The sequence below is a fragment of the Desulfonatronum thiosulfatophilum genome, assembly GCF_900104215.1.
Classification (GTDB): Bacteria; Desulfobacterota; Desulfovibrionia; order Desulfovibrionales; family Desulfonatronaceae; genus Desulfonatronum; species Desulfonatronum thiosulfatophilum.
This window is the reverse complement of sequence record NZ_FMXO01000007.1, coordinates 1-14,362: the sequence shown is the minus strand read 5'-3', so window position 1 is coordinate 14,362 and position 14,362 is coordinate 1. Positions and strand designations below refer to the sequence as shown.

The following is a 14,362-nucleotide window of genomic DNA, read 5'->3' as shown; positions in this document are numbered from 1 at the left end:
GATCAGCTCCGGAACATGACAGCAATACCCAACGAGACAATGGCCATCATCGCCGGCGGAGGACACTTGCCTCAGCTGGTGCTTGAAGGCGCCCGAAGCATGGGGTTGCGGGTCGTGGGCGTTGGATTTGCGGGAGAAACGGATCCCTCGCTGGCCGATAGCATGGATGCCTGGCAATGGCAGAACCTGGGCCAGCTGGGGAAGTTGATTGCGTTCTGCAAGAAACAGGGCGTAAGCCGGATCGTGATGGCGGGCAAAATCCACAAGGCCCGGGCTGTTGATCTGCGGCCGGACTGGCGGGCTGCCAAGCTGCTCTGGAAAGTCAAGAATACACAGGACGACGTTCTGCTTCGGGCAATAACAGGCGAATTGGAAAGCGAAGGGATGTCCGTGGTATCCGCGATGGACTTCCTGCCCCATCTGCGTTCTCCGGAAGGAGTACTGACCCGGCGCGGCCCAACTTCCGAGGAGCAGGCGGACATTGATTTCGGATGGCCCATGGCCCGTCAGATCGGGGCGCTGGACATCGGACAATGCATCGTCGTCCGCAAGCGGACCACCGTGGCCGTGGAAGGCCTGGAAGGCACGGATGCCACGATTCTCCGTGCCGGGGAGTTGGTCGGCCCGGGCTGCGTGGTGATCAAACTCTTCAAGCCCATCCAGGATGCCCGTCTGGATCTCCCGGCCGTCGGCCCCAAAACCATCCAAACCATGATCGAGGCCAAGGCATCCTGTCTGGCCCTGGAAGCCGCCCGCAGCCTCTTCATCCACCTCGAAGAAAGCCTCACCCTGGCCGACAAGGCCGGCATCAGCATCGTGGGATTACGATCATAATTTTCTGGTCTGAGATTAAATTTGTAAACTATTCAGCATATTCTGAAAGTACGCGGGATTGGTCCGGCTTGTCTTGATTTTGCGGTCTCGCATGTTTGAGTGAGCCAGGATTCGTTCATCAAACCATTGCCAAGCACTTGAAGCTCCAAATGCTGTTTATTCACGCAATGGTTTGATGTTACGAAGCCGGCGAAGTAGTCTGCGAGGCCGAAAAATCAAGGCAAGACGGACCTCAGCTGATTAGTTGCTTAAATTCAAGCTTTTCCGGCTCAAGCGCGATGGATCGGTAAAATCACAAAAGCGCAACGTCACTCCCCGGTGCCGTTGTTCGTGATGCGCCAGGGCGCATGGAAGACGTTCAACCGATTCGGCCGCGCATATCCTGCCAAGGTTAGGCCAGCCCTTTTAGCGATTTCCAGTCCAAGCGACGAGGGCGACGAGCGGGAAAGGACGATGGGAATGCCGATGCGGGCGCATTTCAGGACCATGTCCGACGTCAGGCGGCCTGTGGTGTAGATGGCCCCTCCAGTGGGAAACCGCCCCAGAAGAATGGCCCCGATGACTTTGTCCACGGCATTGTGCCTGCCGACATCCTCGAAGCATCCCAAATAACGCCCATCAGCCCAATATCCGCAGGCATGAACGCAGTGGGTGTCCTGTGACAGGGTCGAGTTATTCAGGGTTCCCCGGATCAGGTCGCCGATCTGGACAAAATTGATGCAATTTCCGGAGGCCTCCGGAAAATCCTCTTCCAGCATCCTGCGGCTGATCCGACCCGTCCCCCCGCATCCGGACGTCACGATGGTTTCCGGCTCGGTCTTGTCATCCACCCGGGCATACACCGTGACCCTGCCCTGATCGCAAAGCACCACTTCCACGATCTCCTCGGGAGAGGAGACGTACCCCTGGCCGAACAAAAACCCAGCCCCGAACTCCTCCAGATTCTCCGCCAGAACCATGGCCGAACCAATCACCCGCTCATTCAGCGCGACTTCAACGGGCTGCTCGAGAAGCACCCGCTCCAAAGCCCCTTCCTGCCCCAGGGGAGTAAGAATGATCGTGGACGTAGTTATGATCGACGGTTCGGTATTCATGTCAACGAAATTCTCCATATTGCAGAATGGGGAGGAAACAGAAAATGATCATGCCACATAACAGATTCCCCTCCCCGACGAAAGAGCGAATGTGTCGCCATACCCGTGTATAAGGTCGGCGATGATTGACGAGACAAAGCTCGAAAGGCTAATGAACCGTAGTGTGCCCGGGTGGTGGAACTGGTAGACACAAGGGACTTAAAATCCCTCGCTCAGAGATGGGCGTGCCGGTTCGATTCCGGCCCCGGGCACCATTTTACAAAGATTCCGATGAATTGCATTCAATCTGCGTAAGCGTCGCTATATGAGTAGAAAGCTATTTTTTGTGAGCCACCCTCCCGCCATCTCCCCCCTTCCACAACATAGCCAGTCCTAGAGAAGATCGCCCACCAGAATCGGCTAGGACTCACTTTCCGTCCACCCACGGCATGCAGGCGCAGCAGAGGCCGCCACTGGTGGCTCTTTACCATTTAGCTGGAACCGCCTTAATAACGTTCCATACAGAGTCCTGTGTGGTTTCTTAGGAAATTTCAGAAAACAATTTTGCTCCCAACCCCAGTCCGTCCTAACCAAGAGCAAGCTCCCCCTGCTCCCCGTTTTCCATGCGAACGTCTTTAGCTCTGCGAATAAATAAGAACACAAGTTATCATTGAGATATGACCGTCTGTAGTTGACTGCTTTCACGGCGCTTGCATAGCGGGCACAATCCAGGCCAACCGAGGCCTGAAAGAGCTGTTTAGCCGTTTATCTATTGGTTCAGCAGGACGCTCGCGGACATACCGGTTACTCAGGTTCGTACACCAGCCTGACGCTCTAGAGCGTGACACTTCTAAGTCTTTCCTTCATCAACATCTTCCGCCACGGATCTTTTGGCGTCTTATGTATCAAAAAGTGTTGCTATAGTGGGAGAGTTTGCAATAGATACTGTCTCCAACGGGAACCGTCCATGAAACGAATTGCCTGCTGAATTCCGTGGGCATATGCAGATAACAACAGAGAATGAAACTGACGCATGAAGCGTGAAGAGCATGCCTTACCGACCACTTTGTAAATCCGTTCTTGCGTTCGTACTGTTCATCCTGGCTGTTTGGACCTGGGCTGGCGCGACGTCTGCCTGGAGTCGGTCGCCTGGCCAGGACCAATTGAAGGCTCTGCTTCAAACCCGGCAAGCGGCCGGAGACCAGACTCCGGACCAGGGTACGGAATACGTCCTGCCGCTGACCATGGAACCCGGTTTGCCCGAGGTTCTGGAGCTGAACCTGACCGAGGCCGTCCATCTGGCCCTGCGCCGGAACCGGGAGATCGAAAGCGCCTATCTGGGCCGGATCCTCCAGAAATTCTCTTTGGGCAGAGATCTGTCCAAGTTCCACCCGAATCTCAAAATAGAGCCCAAGGCGGACGCCTCTATCGTCGGCTCCTCCAGCCGGTACGTCGCGGGCGGACCGGATGCGGAACGGTCGCGGACCGAAACCGTGGATGCCGGAGTCGTCACCACCGTGACCCAGAAAGTGCCCACCGGAGCTGAGCTGTCCTTTGCCTGGGACAACACGTTCACCGGGACCCGGAATCGCTACGGCGACATCGGCAGCCGGGAGACCGGCCTGACGGGCTGGTCCGTGGGATTTCGTCAGCCTCTGCTCAGAAGCGGCGGCATCCGCTACAACACGGCTTCCCTGGTCCGGGCCGCGATGCAGGAAGAAGACGACGTTCGTGCGTTACGGGACACACTGATCGGCACGGTGAACGGGGTGATCACGGATTACCGGGCCATGATGCGGGCTAGGCAGCGCCTGGAACTGGCCGAGGACGCATTGGCCAAGGCCAACAAGCACCTGGAGGATACCCGGGTGCTTATCGCCGCCGGCCGCCGCGCGGCCAACGAAAGCTTGCAGGCCGAAGCCGATCTGGCCCAGAAGGAGCTGGATTTGGAAACAGCCCGGCAGGAGCTGGATACCGCCCAACTGAACCTAGTCCGCCGCCTGGAGTTGGACAGCGGCACGGCCATCGCCCTGACCGAACCCATCGAACTGCATGTCGTGACCCCGGATTTCGAGAACAGCCTGAAGCTGGCATTGGAGCGCAACCAGGCATTCCTCTCCGCCCACAACGCCCTGGAGTTGGCCCGGATGAACCTGGAGGACGTTCTGAACCAGCGGCGCTGGGACCTGGACCTGGAAGGCGCCTATACCGACGGCTGGCGCCGCCGGCACCCGGAGCCGGATTTTCGCCAGGATGAATGGCGGGTGGGCGTAGCCCTAAAAATTCCCCTGCCCATCTACGGCGACCCCAAGTACGACCGGGAACAGCCCCTGCTCGCGGCGCGCATCGCCCTGCGCCGGGCGGAAATGGCGCTGGTTACCAACCGGGAAAATCTGGAAAATTTGGTGCGACAGCGGGTTCTTACCGTGGAATCACGTCTGAAGCAGGTCGAGCTGGCCCGGCGCACCTACGAGCTCTCCGAACAGACCTATCATTTCAGCGAACTGAAATACCAGCTGGGTCAGATGTCCAACACCAGCTTCATCATCGAGCAGGACCGGCTGCGCAACGCCCGCAACAGCCTCAACGACTCCATCATCAATTACCAGAATTCCCTGACCGAGCTGGACGCTCTTCTGGCCACGACCCTGGACACCTGGGGCATCGCCTTTATCGCGGAGCGCGCCGACTTGGAAGAACAGTATCTTGGCGGCAAGGTCTGGTTGCTGGACCGCTAACGGAAAGGTGGAGCGTGACTTTTAAAATTGTAAACCGCCCGCTTCGCTTAAGTCGCCAAGTTCGCAAAGAAAACACTTTTGGAAAGCAGGGGAAGAAGCTGCTTTCCAAAACATTGTCTCCTCCCTGCGGGAGGGATCAAATATTGCCGTTAGGCGGTGAGCCTTTTGCCTTCCGCATTTTCCGGTGGAAGGCAAAAATCTCTTCTTGGCGGCCTTTGCGTCCTGAGCGAAGCGGGCGGTTCACTTAAGCGTACTGCGAGCTGATTCGTTCCCACATTGCTCGAAATGTCGTGCCGCATCTACCGAGTCTCTAAACCTGAAAAGGATCCGTCATGAACCCCGCGGACCATTTGCACCTTAATATTCTGGAAAACATGCGCGACGGGGTGATGGCCCTGGATTTTCAAGGCCGGATCACCCTGTTCAACCCGGCTGCCGCTGAGATCCTCAACCTGGACCGGGACCGTGTGTGCGACCGGACCTTTGCCGAAGTTTTTATGGGTATGGACGAGGCCAACGACGAGTTCAACCAGGTCGTGCTGGACGCGATCTTCGAAAAGGTCGTGGGCCGGCGGGAGACCGTGGACTTCATCCGTCCCGGCGGGACGCGGGCCACCCTCTCCCTGACCTCGTCCTATCTGTGCGGCGCAGTGGACGACCAAGCCCGGGGCGTGATCCTGGTCTTCTCAGACATCACGGCCCTGAAGACACTCCAGGAACAAGAACGGGAAAACAACCGCAAGCTGGCCCTGGCCTACGGCGACCTGGAAGAATCCAATACCCGGCTGACCCAGGCCCTGAAACGGGCCCATGTGGTGCGCATTCTGGCCACCCTTGCCGTGATCCTCTTTTTCGTCAGCCTGGGGGTTGTTCATTTCCAGGGTTTTACCGCCCTCAAGTCCCTGCCCGGACTGACCGCCTCGGCCTCTGTCTCCAACGCTCCGACCCGCCAGGTGCATACGGTGCGGACCCAGCCCCTGACGGCCACCATTTCCCTGTCAGGCCGGCTCCAGCCGGTGGAGGAAATCGTCGTCACCGCGCCCTTCGACGCCCGGATTCTCGAAAACCACTTCATTTTCGGCCAGCGGGTGCGCCAAGGCGACCTGTTGCTGGTGCTGGACGCATCCGAGCTGGAGGTCAAGCTGCGCGAGGCCCGGGGCGCCCGGATCAAGGCCGTGCAGAAGTATGCCGAGCTGCGGGACTGGGACAGCGGCCAGGATATGGCTCGGGCTCGGCGCAGCGTGGAACGGGCCGAAAACAAGCTGGAAACCGACCGCCGCAAGCTGGAAGAAAGCGAGCTGCTCTTTTCCCGGGGGCTGATTCCGGCCAACGAACTGGACACCACCAGACAGCAGGTCCAGTCCTCGACCACGGATCTGATTGCCAGCCGGGAAGACCTGGCCTCCACCCGGGACAAGGCCAATTCGGACAACGTGATGATCGCCCGCATGGAGCTGGAAAACGCCGAGTTGCGCCTTGCGGAGCTGGAAAACCAGATGGCCCGGGCTCGGGTGCTGGCTCCGGCCTCCGGCGTGGTGGTCCGGCCCACGGTGGAGGAAGACAAGAAGCTCTCCCTGGACCGCGGAGCCCGGGTCACGGCCGGGGCCGCCCTGCTGGCCCTGGGCGATCTGAGCGGGCTGCGGGTGCTGACCAAGGTGGACGAGGTGGACATCGGCAAGCTCATCGCGGGCCAGAAGGTCACGGCCCGGGGCGACGCTTTTCCGGGGTTGACCCTGTCCGGCCTGGTGGCCCACATTTCGGCCCAGGCCACAGGCGGCAGCGGGCATCAGGCGCCCACTTTCGACGTCCAGATCACCATCCCGGAACTGGGGCCGGAAGCTGAAGAGGTGATCCGCGTGGGCATGAGCGCGGACCTGGAGGTTCTGGTTCACGACAACCCCGCTGCCCTGCTCCTGCCCCTGCACCTGGTTCGCCCCCAGCGCGGCCAGTCTTTGGTCCGGGTGCTCCTGGACGACGACCAGATTGAGGAACGGGAAGTCCAGACCGGCATGACCACGCTGAACGCCGTGGAGATTCTCGCCGGACTGCAGGTTGAGGACCGGTTGGTGGGGTGGTGAGCATGATCCTGTTCAAGCTGGAAAACATCCGCAAGTCCTTCACCCTGGGGCCTGTGCAGGTGGAGGTGCTCAAGGGGGTGGACCTGGAGGTCGGGGCCGGGGAGCTGGTGTCCATCATGGGCACGTCCGGGTGCGGCAAATCCACACTGATGAACGTGATCGGCTTTCTGGATCAGCCTACCTCGGGCCGCTATTTGATGGAAGGTCGGGAAACTTCCTCTCTGTCGGACCGGGAGCTGTCCACCATCCGCAACCAAAAGATCGGCTTCGTCTTTCAGCAGTTCAATCTGCTGGGGCGGCTCACCGCCCTGGAAAACGTCTGTCTGCCCCTGATTTACCGGGGCATGGGCGAGCGGGAGCAAAAGCGGATCGCCCGGGAAATGCTGGAGCGGGTGGGAATGGCCGAGCGGGCCGGACACAAGCCAACGGAGCTGTCCGGCGGCCAGCAGCAGCGAGTGGCAATTGCCCGAGCCCTGGCCGGATCGCCGTCCATCATCCTGGCCGACGAACCCACCGGAGCCCTGGATACAAGGGTGGGCCAGGACATCATGAACCTGTTTCTGGATCTTAACGCTAGCCGGAACATTACAACGATCCTGATCACTCACGATCCGCACATCGCGGCCCAGTGCCGGCGGGTGGTTCGGATGAAGGACGGGGTGATCGCGGAAAGCGGCGCCCACGCGAGGGCCACGCCATGATGCTCAAAGCCAACCTCCGGGAAGCCTCCCGGTCCCTGATCGCCGCCAAGCAGCGCTCCATCCTGGCTCTGCTTGGCATTGTCATCGGCATCGGCTCGGTGATCGCCCTGGTCTCCACCGGAGCTCTGGCCCAACGCGAAACCCTGCGTCAGTTCATGGAAATGGGCACGGACATCATCTCCATCCAGATGGAGCAGGGACGCGGAGACCGGAGCGGAGAACCGACCGGCTTCAGTTTGGAAGAGGCCCTGGCCTTGCCGGAGCGGTTGACGACGATCCGGACCGTGGCTCCGTACGCTTCGGCCTTTGGCGAGCTGCGCCGGGAGGGCCAGCGGGTTTCCATTCCGCTGCTGGGCGTGACAGAATCCTTTGTCGACCTGAACAAGCTGGAACTGGACCAGGGCCGGTTCATCTCGGACCTGGACGTGCTCATGTCCCATGCCGTGCTCGGCGGAAACCTCGCCCAACGGCTGATGGGCCAGGGCATAGCCGTGGATGTGGGAGAACACCTCTATTTCGACAATCGCAAACTGACCGTTGCCGGAATCCTGCACCCGGCGGCCATGGGCGCGATGCGGCCCTACGAGGCCAGCGAGGGGTTGATGCTGCCCATCACCACGGTTCTGCGCATCTCACCGCAAAACGCCATCCGCACGGTCATGGCCCGGCTGGAACCGGGCGTCACGGCCAGCCAGGCCACAGCGGAAGTGCAGGCGTACTTTGCCGGTCTGGCCCGGCCGAAACAGATTCGGGTGACCAGCCCGGAACAGATCATTGAGCATATGGAGCGCCAGTCCCGGATGTTCACCCTGCTCCTGGGCGCCATCGGCAGCATCTCCCTGGTCGTGGGCGGGGTGGGCGTGATGAACGTAATGCTGGTCTCGGTCAGCGAACGCCGCCGGGAGATCGGTATCCGCCGAGCTTTGGGCGCGCAGAAGCGGGACATTCAGTGGCAATTCCTGATCGAGTCCGTGCTGCTCTCTCTGGTGGGCGGAATTCTCGGCATCCTCATCGGCGTCGGCGCTTCCTACGGCATCGCCCATTACTCCGGATGGCAGTTCGAACTCGTTCACGGAGCCCTGCTCCTGGGCGTCGGCGTTTCCGCTGCCGTGGGCATCTTCTTCGGCTACTACCCGGCCCGCCAGGCCGCGGCCCTCAATCCCATCCAGGCCTTGCGAGCCGAGTAACTACGTGGGCGTTAGTCCGAAAAGGGTACCTCATTGGGTGCCAGTTTTAATCCTACACGTGCCTTGATGGACTGTGCCAGAACAATTTCAAACCTACCGACAGCCACAGATCCTCTCTCAGCATGGAGGATCACCAGGGTTTCCGCGGCCTGCTCTGCCGTGATCCTATTTGTGCGGCCCTGCGGGGGTTCTTCCTGACATCCCTCAAGCCAGCCACCAATATTGGCAGCGCCAGGAAAGTTGGCGCGACAAAATGTCGCCTTGACGGTTGGCGAATTTGGCAACATCCCGGAATAGTGCAAGTTCTTCTCTGGCATGTATAGTGCTCTATCAGGGATTTTATCGGCATAAATCCAATACCTAACGTTCACGAGGAGAGAGGAAATGCGAAAATTGTCATTGACCGCTTCCATGGCCCTGGCCCTGTTGTTTATGGCAACGCCCAACCTTCATGCCGCCACCGGCACCTACATCGACTGCATCCACGGCTGCCCCGACCTGATCGTCTGCACCAGCTGCTGCAACGAGACGTTCAGGAGCATCCTGGGGGCCTGCGACGCGAAACGGGACCAGTGCGAGGCCCTGTGCCCTCCGGGCGCCATGGACTGCTTGAACATCTGCATGCGCGACAGGAATGACTGCCTGGGGCAAGGTTCCCGGGATTTCGACTGCCCGCACTGGAAGACCGGCGGCCCGCAGCCGGGTTTGACGAAGACATCAGAGTGCAGGTTTTGTCATGAGGATGACCGTTAGAGTCATTTCGATATTTGATAGACATTCTCCGGCATCGCCTCGCGATCGAATGAGAAGCATCATGGCGTGACATCGTGTTTCAGTCCTGGGGAGCTACCCAGGGCATTCAAACAATTCAGAAGTGGTGGTTCAATCACTGAACCGGAGGAAATGATGGGAGAAAAAAAACTGATTAACGGTATCTTTTGTTTTGCTTCAGGTGTCCTCTTTGCCTCGATTGTCCTGTTCTGTGTGGTCACTGTGCCAAAGGCCGATGCCGATTCCGGACTGAGCTGCATGAGAACCAACCTGAATGCCTGGGGATACAGAAACACAATACCCAACTCGACCATTGATATTGCTTATGAGATTCCGGGCTGTTTAAGAAGCTATGGTTACACGATAAATACTGTCGGTATCTATAATGGCATGGTCATGGTTACCTATACAATGCCGAGTCAGAGTTCTGGCACGAAAATGGGAGGCATGAGGGCAGGCGGCACAACGAGCGGCATTGTACCCTTTTAAAATTATGGTTTTTTGCAAGGCATGAAACATTCATTATCAAGTCAATATCTCACCATCCAACCAAAGAGGAACGATCATGAGTACAATGTGGAAAACGGATCCAAAAAAAGTTGCCTGTGCGCTGATCATCGTCTGCGCCCTGGTCTTTACAGCGGTCACGCCTGCATTGGCTGACGAGAATTATGCCTGTAGGTGTAAAGGTATTAAATACTGGATTCTGTTCGTACCCTCATATGGCAACTGCGGAAACGGTTTTGTCGGTGGCAGCAAAGGCGCGGTGACAAGGGACATCTCCCGTGACGGTCTCTCCAGCTATATTCCTCCGGGAGTCAGCGGTCACGTAACTACGGGAAACTCGTGCGGATATTACCCGGATTCGGGCTGGAACTGCGGCAAAATGAGCGGAAGTTCCCTGCCGCTATGCCTCAATGATTAGCAGTGATGTAGCGGTAATGTTTCGCTTCAGCCCCGTCGGCTTGTGGGCCGCCTTTTTTCTTGGATCCGTCGCGTTGGCCGTGGGGTTGCACTGGGCTTCGTTCCCGGCTGCGACCTTGCTCGGCCCTTTGCTGGCTGGCGTGGCCTTCGCCCTGGGCGGCGCTGATTTGACGATGCCCCGCTGGGCCTTTGCCGTGCGCAAGCTGTGGTGGGCTGCATGGTCGGTGAACATGCAGCAAAAAAATGCTCAAGTCGATGCGAATGATTGGCGTGTCGCTTGACCTACTTGAGATATTCCACAAAACGATCCGCAACCATTGGCCTGAATTAATAAAATGAAGTTTATCTGGTGACTTTGAATGGCTTTTCCAATGCCATGTCGATCCAATATTTTTTAATCGGCAAAATTTGGGATTTCAAAGAATAGATTTTGAACATCAAGAAATGAGACTTGGAATACAAACTATTAACTTTGGATCTCATTTTGTTTTTGGATACCAAAAAAGCCTGTCGGTTATTCGACAGGCTTTATTGATGGACAATTATTTTTGGATTTCTAAACTTTCATCTGTCATCTTCGTAGCAGAATCTGCATTCTGAGGCTGCAGATCTTGTTAACACAGCCTGTGGCCGTGCTACACTTTTCCATTGTGGGCATTTTAAATTTTTTGAAGCTTGCTGCAAACACGTTTCGATCCCAAAGACATTTGGGTTAAGGCATTTTGAGGTATTTGGCGGACACAAGGCTTCACATCGATTTTGATTCGCATTACATTTTGTCAATACATCACTAAATGTTTCGTTGCAACAATTACTGCAAATGATTAAAATGGGACAGCCATGGATGCAGTCAATGTAGGTGCCGCTATTGGCGTGAGATGAGGAACAGGCCAGAATTGACAAAGCCAAGCCAAGGAACGCAGACGAAAACAGTTTACGCATTGCTTTGCCTTTTTGTAAAAATTCACAGAACAAGGTAAAGTACCTGCCCATTTTACGGACAGACATGCTCGCCTTTTGCGCCGGTTCCGCAAGATTGCACTTTATAATAACAATTATTCTCGCACCTCTTGTCATTTTTACAATATTTCAAACAGTTTATGAATTTCATTCGACAGTTTATAACTACAGGCTCAAAAGCCTTTTCACAACACTGCTCACAAACTGCCTTATCAAGTTCGACACAGTTTTCTAAACATCTGTTGTAAGCCGCTTCCAGTCCTGTAGAAGCTGTCGCTGATGCAACAAAAACACTTAAAATGATAACTGCGGCCAAAATATTCACCATTATCTTTTGCATCGCAATCTCCTTTTTTGAAACAGATTTCAGGTTTAAATCAATATGGATGTGCCTGCCTTGAAGCATAATTAGCACATTTTACACCATGAGAAAAACACTAGGATTTAATATTGTTACAGAACAGTACCAACCAGATTAAGCCTTAGTGGTTGTGCCAATTTTATTGGCACTGCCAACTTTAGTGTCAGAGCATTCTGGATGCTGATGTATCGCACCGGCTGTTCCCGCTCCTAGCGGATACACCCGTATGGATGTACGTGCCGAACACTTCACGGGTGGTCTTCCTGTCTTTCAGAAGCAGAAGCGTCGCTGCGTGTTGATAAAGTCCGAATCCGTAGGCTGTTCAAAAAACCTGATGACAAGGCGCAGAACTATCCGGACACGTCCTGTGTCCGGCCCCTGCGGGCTGTGGCTGCGCCACATTTCCGATTTGCCGTCCTGGCAATCGAATCAGGACTGGTATTCGCTTAGACCACGCTGGAAATGGATGCAACCAAAGCTGGCCCTGACCCGCGATTCGTCGCATGCGTTGCATTGGATCATGTCCGTAGGAGAGCAGGAGGATGACGGAGGAAAGGAGGCATTGCCAAGTCAGGCCCACTCCTGACTCTGTGATATCAGACTTCGACATTTGGAAGAGAGGAACCTTGGATGTGAACCGCCCGCTTCGCTCATGGCACGGGGGTCGCAAAGAAGAACGAATTTTGGCTCCTGCTGGAAAGATGCAGCCGCCAAAAGGTTTCATGCCTGAGGGCACTATTTCCCGGCAGGGAGCGAAAATCTTTTGGAAAGCAGCTCTTTCCTGCTTACCAAAAGATTTCTTGGCGACCTTTGAGTCCTGAGCGAAACAAGCGGTTCCCTTGTGAAATCAGACTTTAGTATTCCATTCCCAGGACTCGTTCGCCAATTCACCTATGGCCTTGAGCTCTACCTGTGGAACCACGGCAATTGGGCAGCAGACTGCCGCCCGCATCGTCCCTCCAAGGCCGCACGGTTGCGTGCGGCGACAATGCACCCCTTGACGTTCGCCAGCCAGTCGGCATAGCGCTTCCGGCGCGAAGGAAGGCCGGATGTCTCGTCAGTCACAGCTTTTCTTCCCGCTGTCTTTTTTCTGTACGATTTTCCAAGCCATGGCAGTTGTTGCAATTTTTGCAACAACTGAAGGTTGCTCCTATTCGTGAACCTGTCGGAATTTCCGACAGATTGTTTGCGGCAACCGCCATGTAATTTGTCGGCCAAGAGAATTGCTTGTAACGCCGGGGAAAATATGTTCTTCGACAGGCTTTGCAAAAACATTGTGACTCAACAGCAATAACACAAAGGTGGCTTGTATGTTCCGGAGGTCAGGTTGTTTGATGTTTCTCGTTCTGCTTGGATTGCTAACCATGACGTTTACCGCATCAGCTGAACAAAGAGTAGGGATCGTCTTCTCCACAGGAGGTTTGGGCGATTTGACATTTAATGATGCTGCTCTGCGTGGATTGCAGAAGGCCAAGAAAGACATGGGCATCTCCTTCCAGTTTATCGAGCCCAAGGATGTTGAAAACTTGGAAGACCACCTGAAAGCATTTGCCATGGAAGATTACGATCTGGTTTTCGCAGTCGGGTTTCAACATGAAGCTGCCTTGACACAGGTTGCCCAAGATTTCCCACACATTAACTTTGCCATTGTCGACAGCGTGGTATCTGCCCCGAATGTCAGCTCAGTGACTTTCATGGAGCACGACGGCTCATTTCTGGTGGGCGTACTCGCGGGAAAGATGACAAATAGCAATATCGTTGGTTTTGTCGGAGGAATGGAGGTCCCGCTCATTCGTAAATTTCAAAGCGGATTCGAACAAGGAGTCGGCTTCGTCAATCCGGATGCTCGAGTGCTGGTTGACTATGCGGGAAGTTTTCGCGCCCCGGCATTGGGCAAACAATTGGCCATCTCGCAGAACGAACGTGGGGCCGATATCGTCTACCATGCCAGTGGAGCAACAGGAATTGGAGTCATATCCGCTGCCCAGGAAAATGGATTCCATGCTGTCGGGGTGGATTCCGAGCAGGACCATCTGGCTCCAGGCACGGTGTTAACCAGCATGGTCAAGCGCGTTGACGTGGCTGTTTATGAAACCATCCGAAGCCTGGTGGAAGGGAATCTCCAGCCGGGAGAGCGTCATTTCGGCGTGGCCGAAGGCGGAGTCGGCACCTCGGATTTTCAATACACCCGCGACATCATCCCCCAGGATGCGCTTGATGCCGTGGAGTCGGCCAAGGCGGAAATCATCTCCGGCGAGATCGTCGTCATTGATCCGACCCGGTAATTATTCCACCCGGCTTCGAAACATCGAAACATGGTGCGGACCAAGAGAACATTTAGGAAATCAATTTCATTGACAGGGGCCTTATCTACCGGACCGGCAAGAAGCATTCGCTGGTCATTTTGTAACTAGTCTGCCCTGAAAATAGATCAACTATTTAAAATTGTTTGACATTTTTTCTATTTCGTAGTACATTTTCAACCAGTTACTGCAGTATTTCTGTAATAAGCCGGTCGAAAAATCACTGATTTTGGAGTGACTATGAAGGCGAAAAAGAAAAATTGTAATCAAGGCAACTTCCTCTATCCGGATTTGTTGAAACAACTCAATCCCCATCATTCTCTGCTTCAACTGGCTAAACAGATCCCTTGGCAGCACTTCGATGATGAGTTTACGGTTTACTACAGCGAGAAAGGGCGCCCAGCAAAACCAATCCGGCTCATGGTCGGGTTG

General features: G+C 55.7%; 15 protein-coding genes and 1 tRNA gene. 12 read left to right on the top strand and 4 right to left on the bottom strand.

Features of this window, described 5'->3' with window-relative positions; genetic code table 11:
* Positions 1–15 precede the first annotated feature (15 nt).
* Complete coding sequence (locus BLP93_RS06830; protein ID WP_244148670.1) at positions 16–834, top strand: LpxI family protein; 819 nt, start codon at positions 16–18, stop codon at positions 832–834.
* A 308-nt stretch (positions 835–1,142) separates the two neighbouring features.
* Here the strand turns inward: BLP93_RS06830 and fdhD are convergent, their stop codons facing one another.
* Positions 1,143–1,928 carry a formate dehydrogenase accessory sulfurtransferase FdhD gene (gene fdhD, locus BLP93_RS06825; RefSeq protein ID WP_092119065.1) on the bottom strand — a complete coding sequence of 262 codons (786 nt, stop codon included), beginning with the start codon at positions 1,926–1,928 and terminating at the stop codon, positions 1,143–1,145.
* Positions 1,929–2,093: 165 nt separating this feature from the next.
* Here fdhD and BLP93_RS06820 point away from each other — a divergent pair.
* From BLP93_RS06820 to BLP93_RS06800, 5 genes are all read left to right on the top strand, one after another.
* Positions 2,094–2,182 (top strand) — tRNA-Leu (locus tag BLP93_RS06820).
* A 774-nt stretch (positions 2,183–2,956) separates the two neighbouring features.
* The gene (locus BLP93_RS06815) at positions 2,957–4,645 is read left to right on the top strand and encodes a TolC family protein (protein ID WP_092119062.1); all 1,689 of its coding nucleotides are present in this window, start codon (positions 2,957–2,959) and stop codon (positions 4,643–4,645) included.
* A gap of 332 nt (positions 4,646–4,977) precedes the next feature.
* A complete protein-coding gene (locus BLP93_RS06810; protein WP_092119058.1) occupies positions 4,978–6,723 on the top strand; it encodes a PAS domain S-box protein in 1,746 nt (581 codons plus the stop codon).
* Between the two features lie 2 nt (positions 6,724–6,725).
* Complete coding sequence (locus BLP93_RS06805) at positions 6,726–7,424, top strand: ABC transporter ATP-binding protein (RefSeq protein WP_244148669.1); 699 nt, start codon at positions 6,726–6,728, stop codon at positions 7,422–7,424.
* Entirely contained in the window at positions 7,421–8,611 is a 1,191-nt protein-coding gene (locus BLP93_RS06800) for an ABC transporter permease (RefSeq protein WP_092119052.1), read from the top strand. Before BLP93_RS06805 ends, BLP93_RS06800 begins: the two co-directional genes overlap by 4 nt.
* 11 nt (positions 8,612–8,622) lie before the next feature.
* Here BLP93_RS06800 and BLP93_RS17010 read toward each other — a convergent pair whose 3' ends face one another.
* Positions 8,623–8,928, bottom strand: coding sequence for a hypothetical protein (locus tag BLP93_RS17010; RefSeq protein WP_161946218.1), 306 nt, complete (start codon positions 8,926–8,928; stop codon positions 8,623–8,625).
* A gap of 67 nt (positions 8,929–8,995) precedes the next feature.
* Here BLP93_RS17010 and BLP93_RS06790 point away from each other — a divergent pair, with 67 nt between their 5' ends.
* From BLP93_RS06790 to BLP93_RS06780, 4 genes are all read left to right on the top strand, one after another.
* The gene (locus BLP93_RS06790) at positions 8,996–9,364 is read left to right on the top strand and encodes a hypothetical protein (protein ID WP_139162944.1); all 369 of its coding nucleotides are present in this window, start codon (positions 8,996–8,998) and stop codon (positions 9,362–9,364) included.
* Between the two features lie 150 nt (positions 9,365–9,514).
* On the top strand, positions 9,515–9,871 hold the full coding sequence (locus tag BLP93_RS06785; protein ID WP_139162943.1) for a hypothetical protein: 357 nt from the start codon (positions 9,515–9,517) through the stop codon (positions 9,869–9,871).
* A 76-nt stretch (positions 9,872–9,947) separates the two neighbouring features.
* On the top strand, positions 9,948–10,307 hold the full coding sequence (locus BLP93_RS16620; protein WP_139162942.1) for a hypothetical protein: 360 nt from the start codon (positions 9,948–9,950) through the stop codon (positions 10,305–10,307).
* Between the two features lie 16 nt (positions 10,308–10,323).
* On the top strand, positions 10,324–10,587 hold the full coding sequence (locus tag BLP93_RS06780; protein ID WP_139162941.1) for a hypothetical protein: 264 nt from the start codon (positions 10,324–10,326) through the stop codon (positions 10,585–10,587).
* Between the two features lie 713 nt (positions 10,588–11,300).
* Here the strand turns inward: BLP93_RS06780 and BLP93_RS16615 are convergent.
* Together BLP93_RS16615 and BLP93_RS06770 are read right to left on the bottom strand one after the other, a co-directional pair.
* Positions 11,301–11,606: a hypothetical protein gene (locus BLP93_RS16615; protein ID WP_139162940.1), complete on the bottom strand. Its 306-nt coding sequence runs from the start codon at positions 11,604–11,606 to the stop codon at positions 11,301–11,303.
* A 927-nt stretch (positions 11,607–12,533) separates the two neighbouring features.
* On the bottom strand, positions 12,534–12,902 hold the full coding sequence (locus tag BLP93_RS06770) for a hypothetical protein (protein ID WP_092119034.1): 369 nt from the start codon (positions 12,900–12,902) through the stop codon (positions 12,534–12,536).
* Positions 12,903–12,937: 35 nt separating this feature from the next.
* Between BLP93_RS06770 and BLP93_RS06765 the strand changes: the two genes are divergently transcribed.
* Together BLP93_RS06765 and BLP93_RS16610 are read left to right on the top strand one after the other, a co-directional pair.
* Positions 12,938–13,912 (top strand): BMP family lipoprotein, encoded by a 975-nt coding sequence (locus tag BLP93_RS06765; protein WP_092119031.1) that lies wholly within the window; start codon positions 12,938–12,940, stop codon positions 13,910–13,912.
* A 258-nt stretch (positions 13,913–14,170) separates the two neighbouring features.
* Positions 14,171–14,362: transposase (locus BLP93_RS16610; protein ID WP_482156188.1), on the top strand; the 192-nt coding region annotated here is incomplete at its 3' end.

Excerpts from the sequence above, each read along its gene's own strand:
- BLP93_RS06770 (WP_092119034.1), bottom strand. The coding sequence starts at position 12,902 with ATGTTTTTGCAAAGCCTGTCGAAGAACATATTTTCCCCGGCGTTACAA.
- BLP93_RS16615 (WP_139162940.1), bottom strand. The coding sequence starts at position 11,606 with ATGCAAAAGATAATGGTGAATATTTTGGCCGCAGTTATCATTTTAAGT.
- BLP93_RS06810 (WP_092119058.1), top strand. The coding sequence starts at position 4,978 with ATGAACCCCGCGGACCATTTGCACCTTAATATTCTGGAAAACATGCGC.
- fdhD (WP_092119065.1), bottom strand. The coding sequence starts at position 1,928 with ATGAATACCGAACCGTCGATCATAACTACGTCCACGATCATTCTTACT.
- BLP93_RS17010 (WP_161946218.1), bottom strand. The coding sequence starts at position 8,928 with ATGCCAGAGAAGAACTTGCACTATTCCGGGATGTTGCCAAATTCGCCA.
- BLP93_RS16620 (WP_139162942.1), top strand. The coding sequence starts at position 9,948 with ATGAGTACAATGTGGAAAACGGATCCAAAAAAAGTTGCCTGTGCGCTG.
- BLP93_RS06805 (WP_244148669.1), top strand. The coding sequence starts at position 6,726 with ATGATCCTGTTCAAGCTGGAAAACATCCGCAAGTCCTTCACCCTGGGG.
- BLP93_RS06830 (WP_244148670.1), top strand. The coding sequence starts at position 16 with ATGACAGCAATACCCAACGAGACAATGGCCATCATCGCCGGCGGAGGA.
- BLP93_RS06765 (WP_092119031.1), top strand. The coding sequence starts at position 12,938 with ATGTTCCGGAGGTCAGGTTGTTTGATGTTTCTCGTTCTGCTTGGATTG.
- BLP93_RS06790 (WP_139162944.1), top strand. The coding sequence starts at position 8,996 with ATGCGAAAATTGTCATTGACCGCTTCCATGGCCCTGGCCCTGTTGTTT.
- BLP93_RS06780 (WP_139162941.1), top strand. The coding sequence starts at position 10,324 with ATGTTTCGCTTCAGCCCCGTCGGCTTGTGGGCCGCCTTTTTTCTTGGA.
- BLP93_RS06785 (WP_139162943.1), top strand. The coding sequence starts at position 9,515 with ATGATGGGAGAAAAAAAACTGATTAACGGTATCTTTTGTTTTGCTTCA.
- BLP93_RS06815 (WP_092119062.1), top strand. The coding sequence starts at position 2,957 with ATGCCTTACCGACCACTTTGTAAATCCGTTCTTGCGTTCGTACTGTTC.
- BLP93_RS06800 (WP_092119052.1), top strand. The coding sequence starts at position 7,421 with ATGATGCTCAAAGCCAACCTCCGGGAAGCCTCCCGGTCCCTGATCGCC.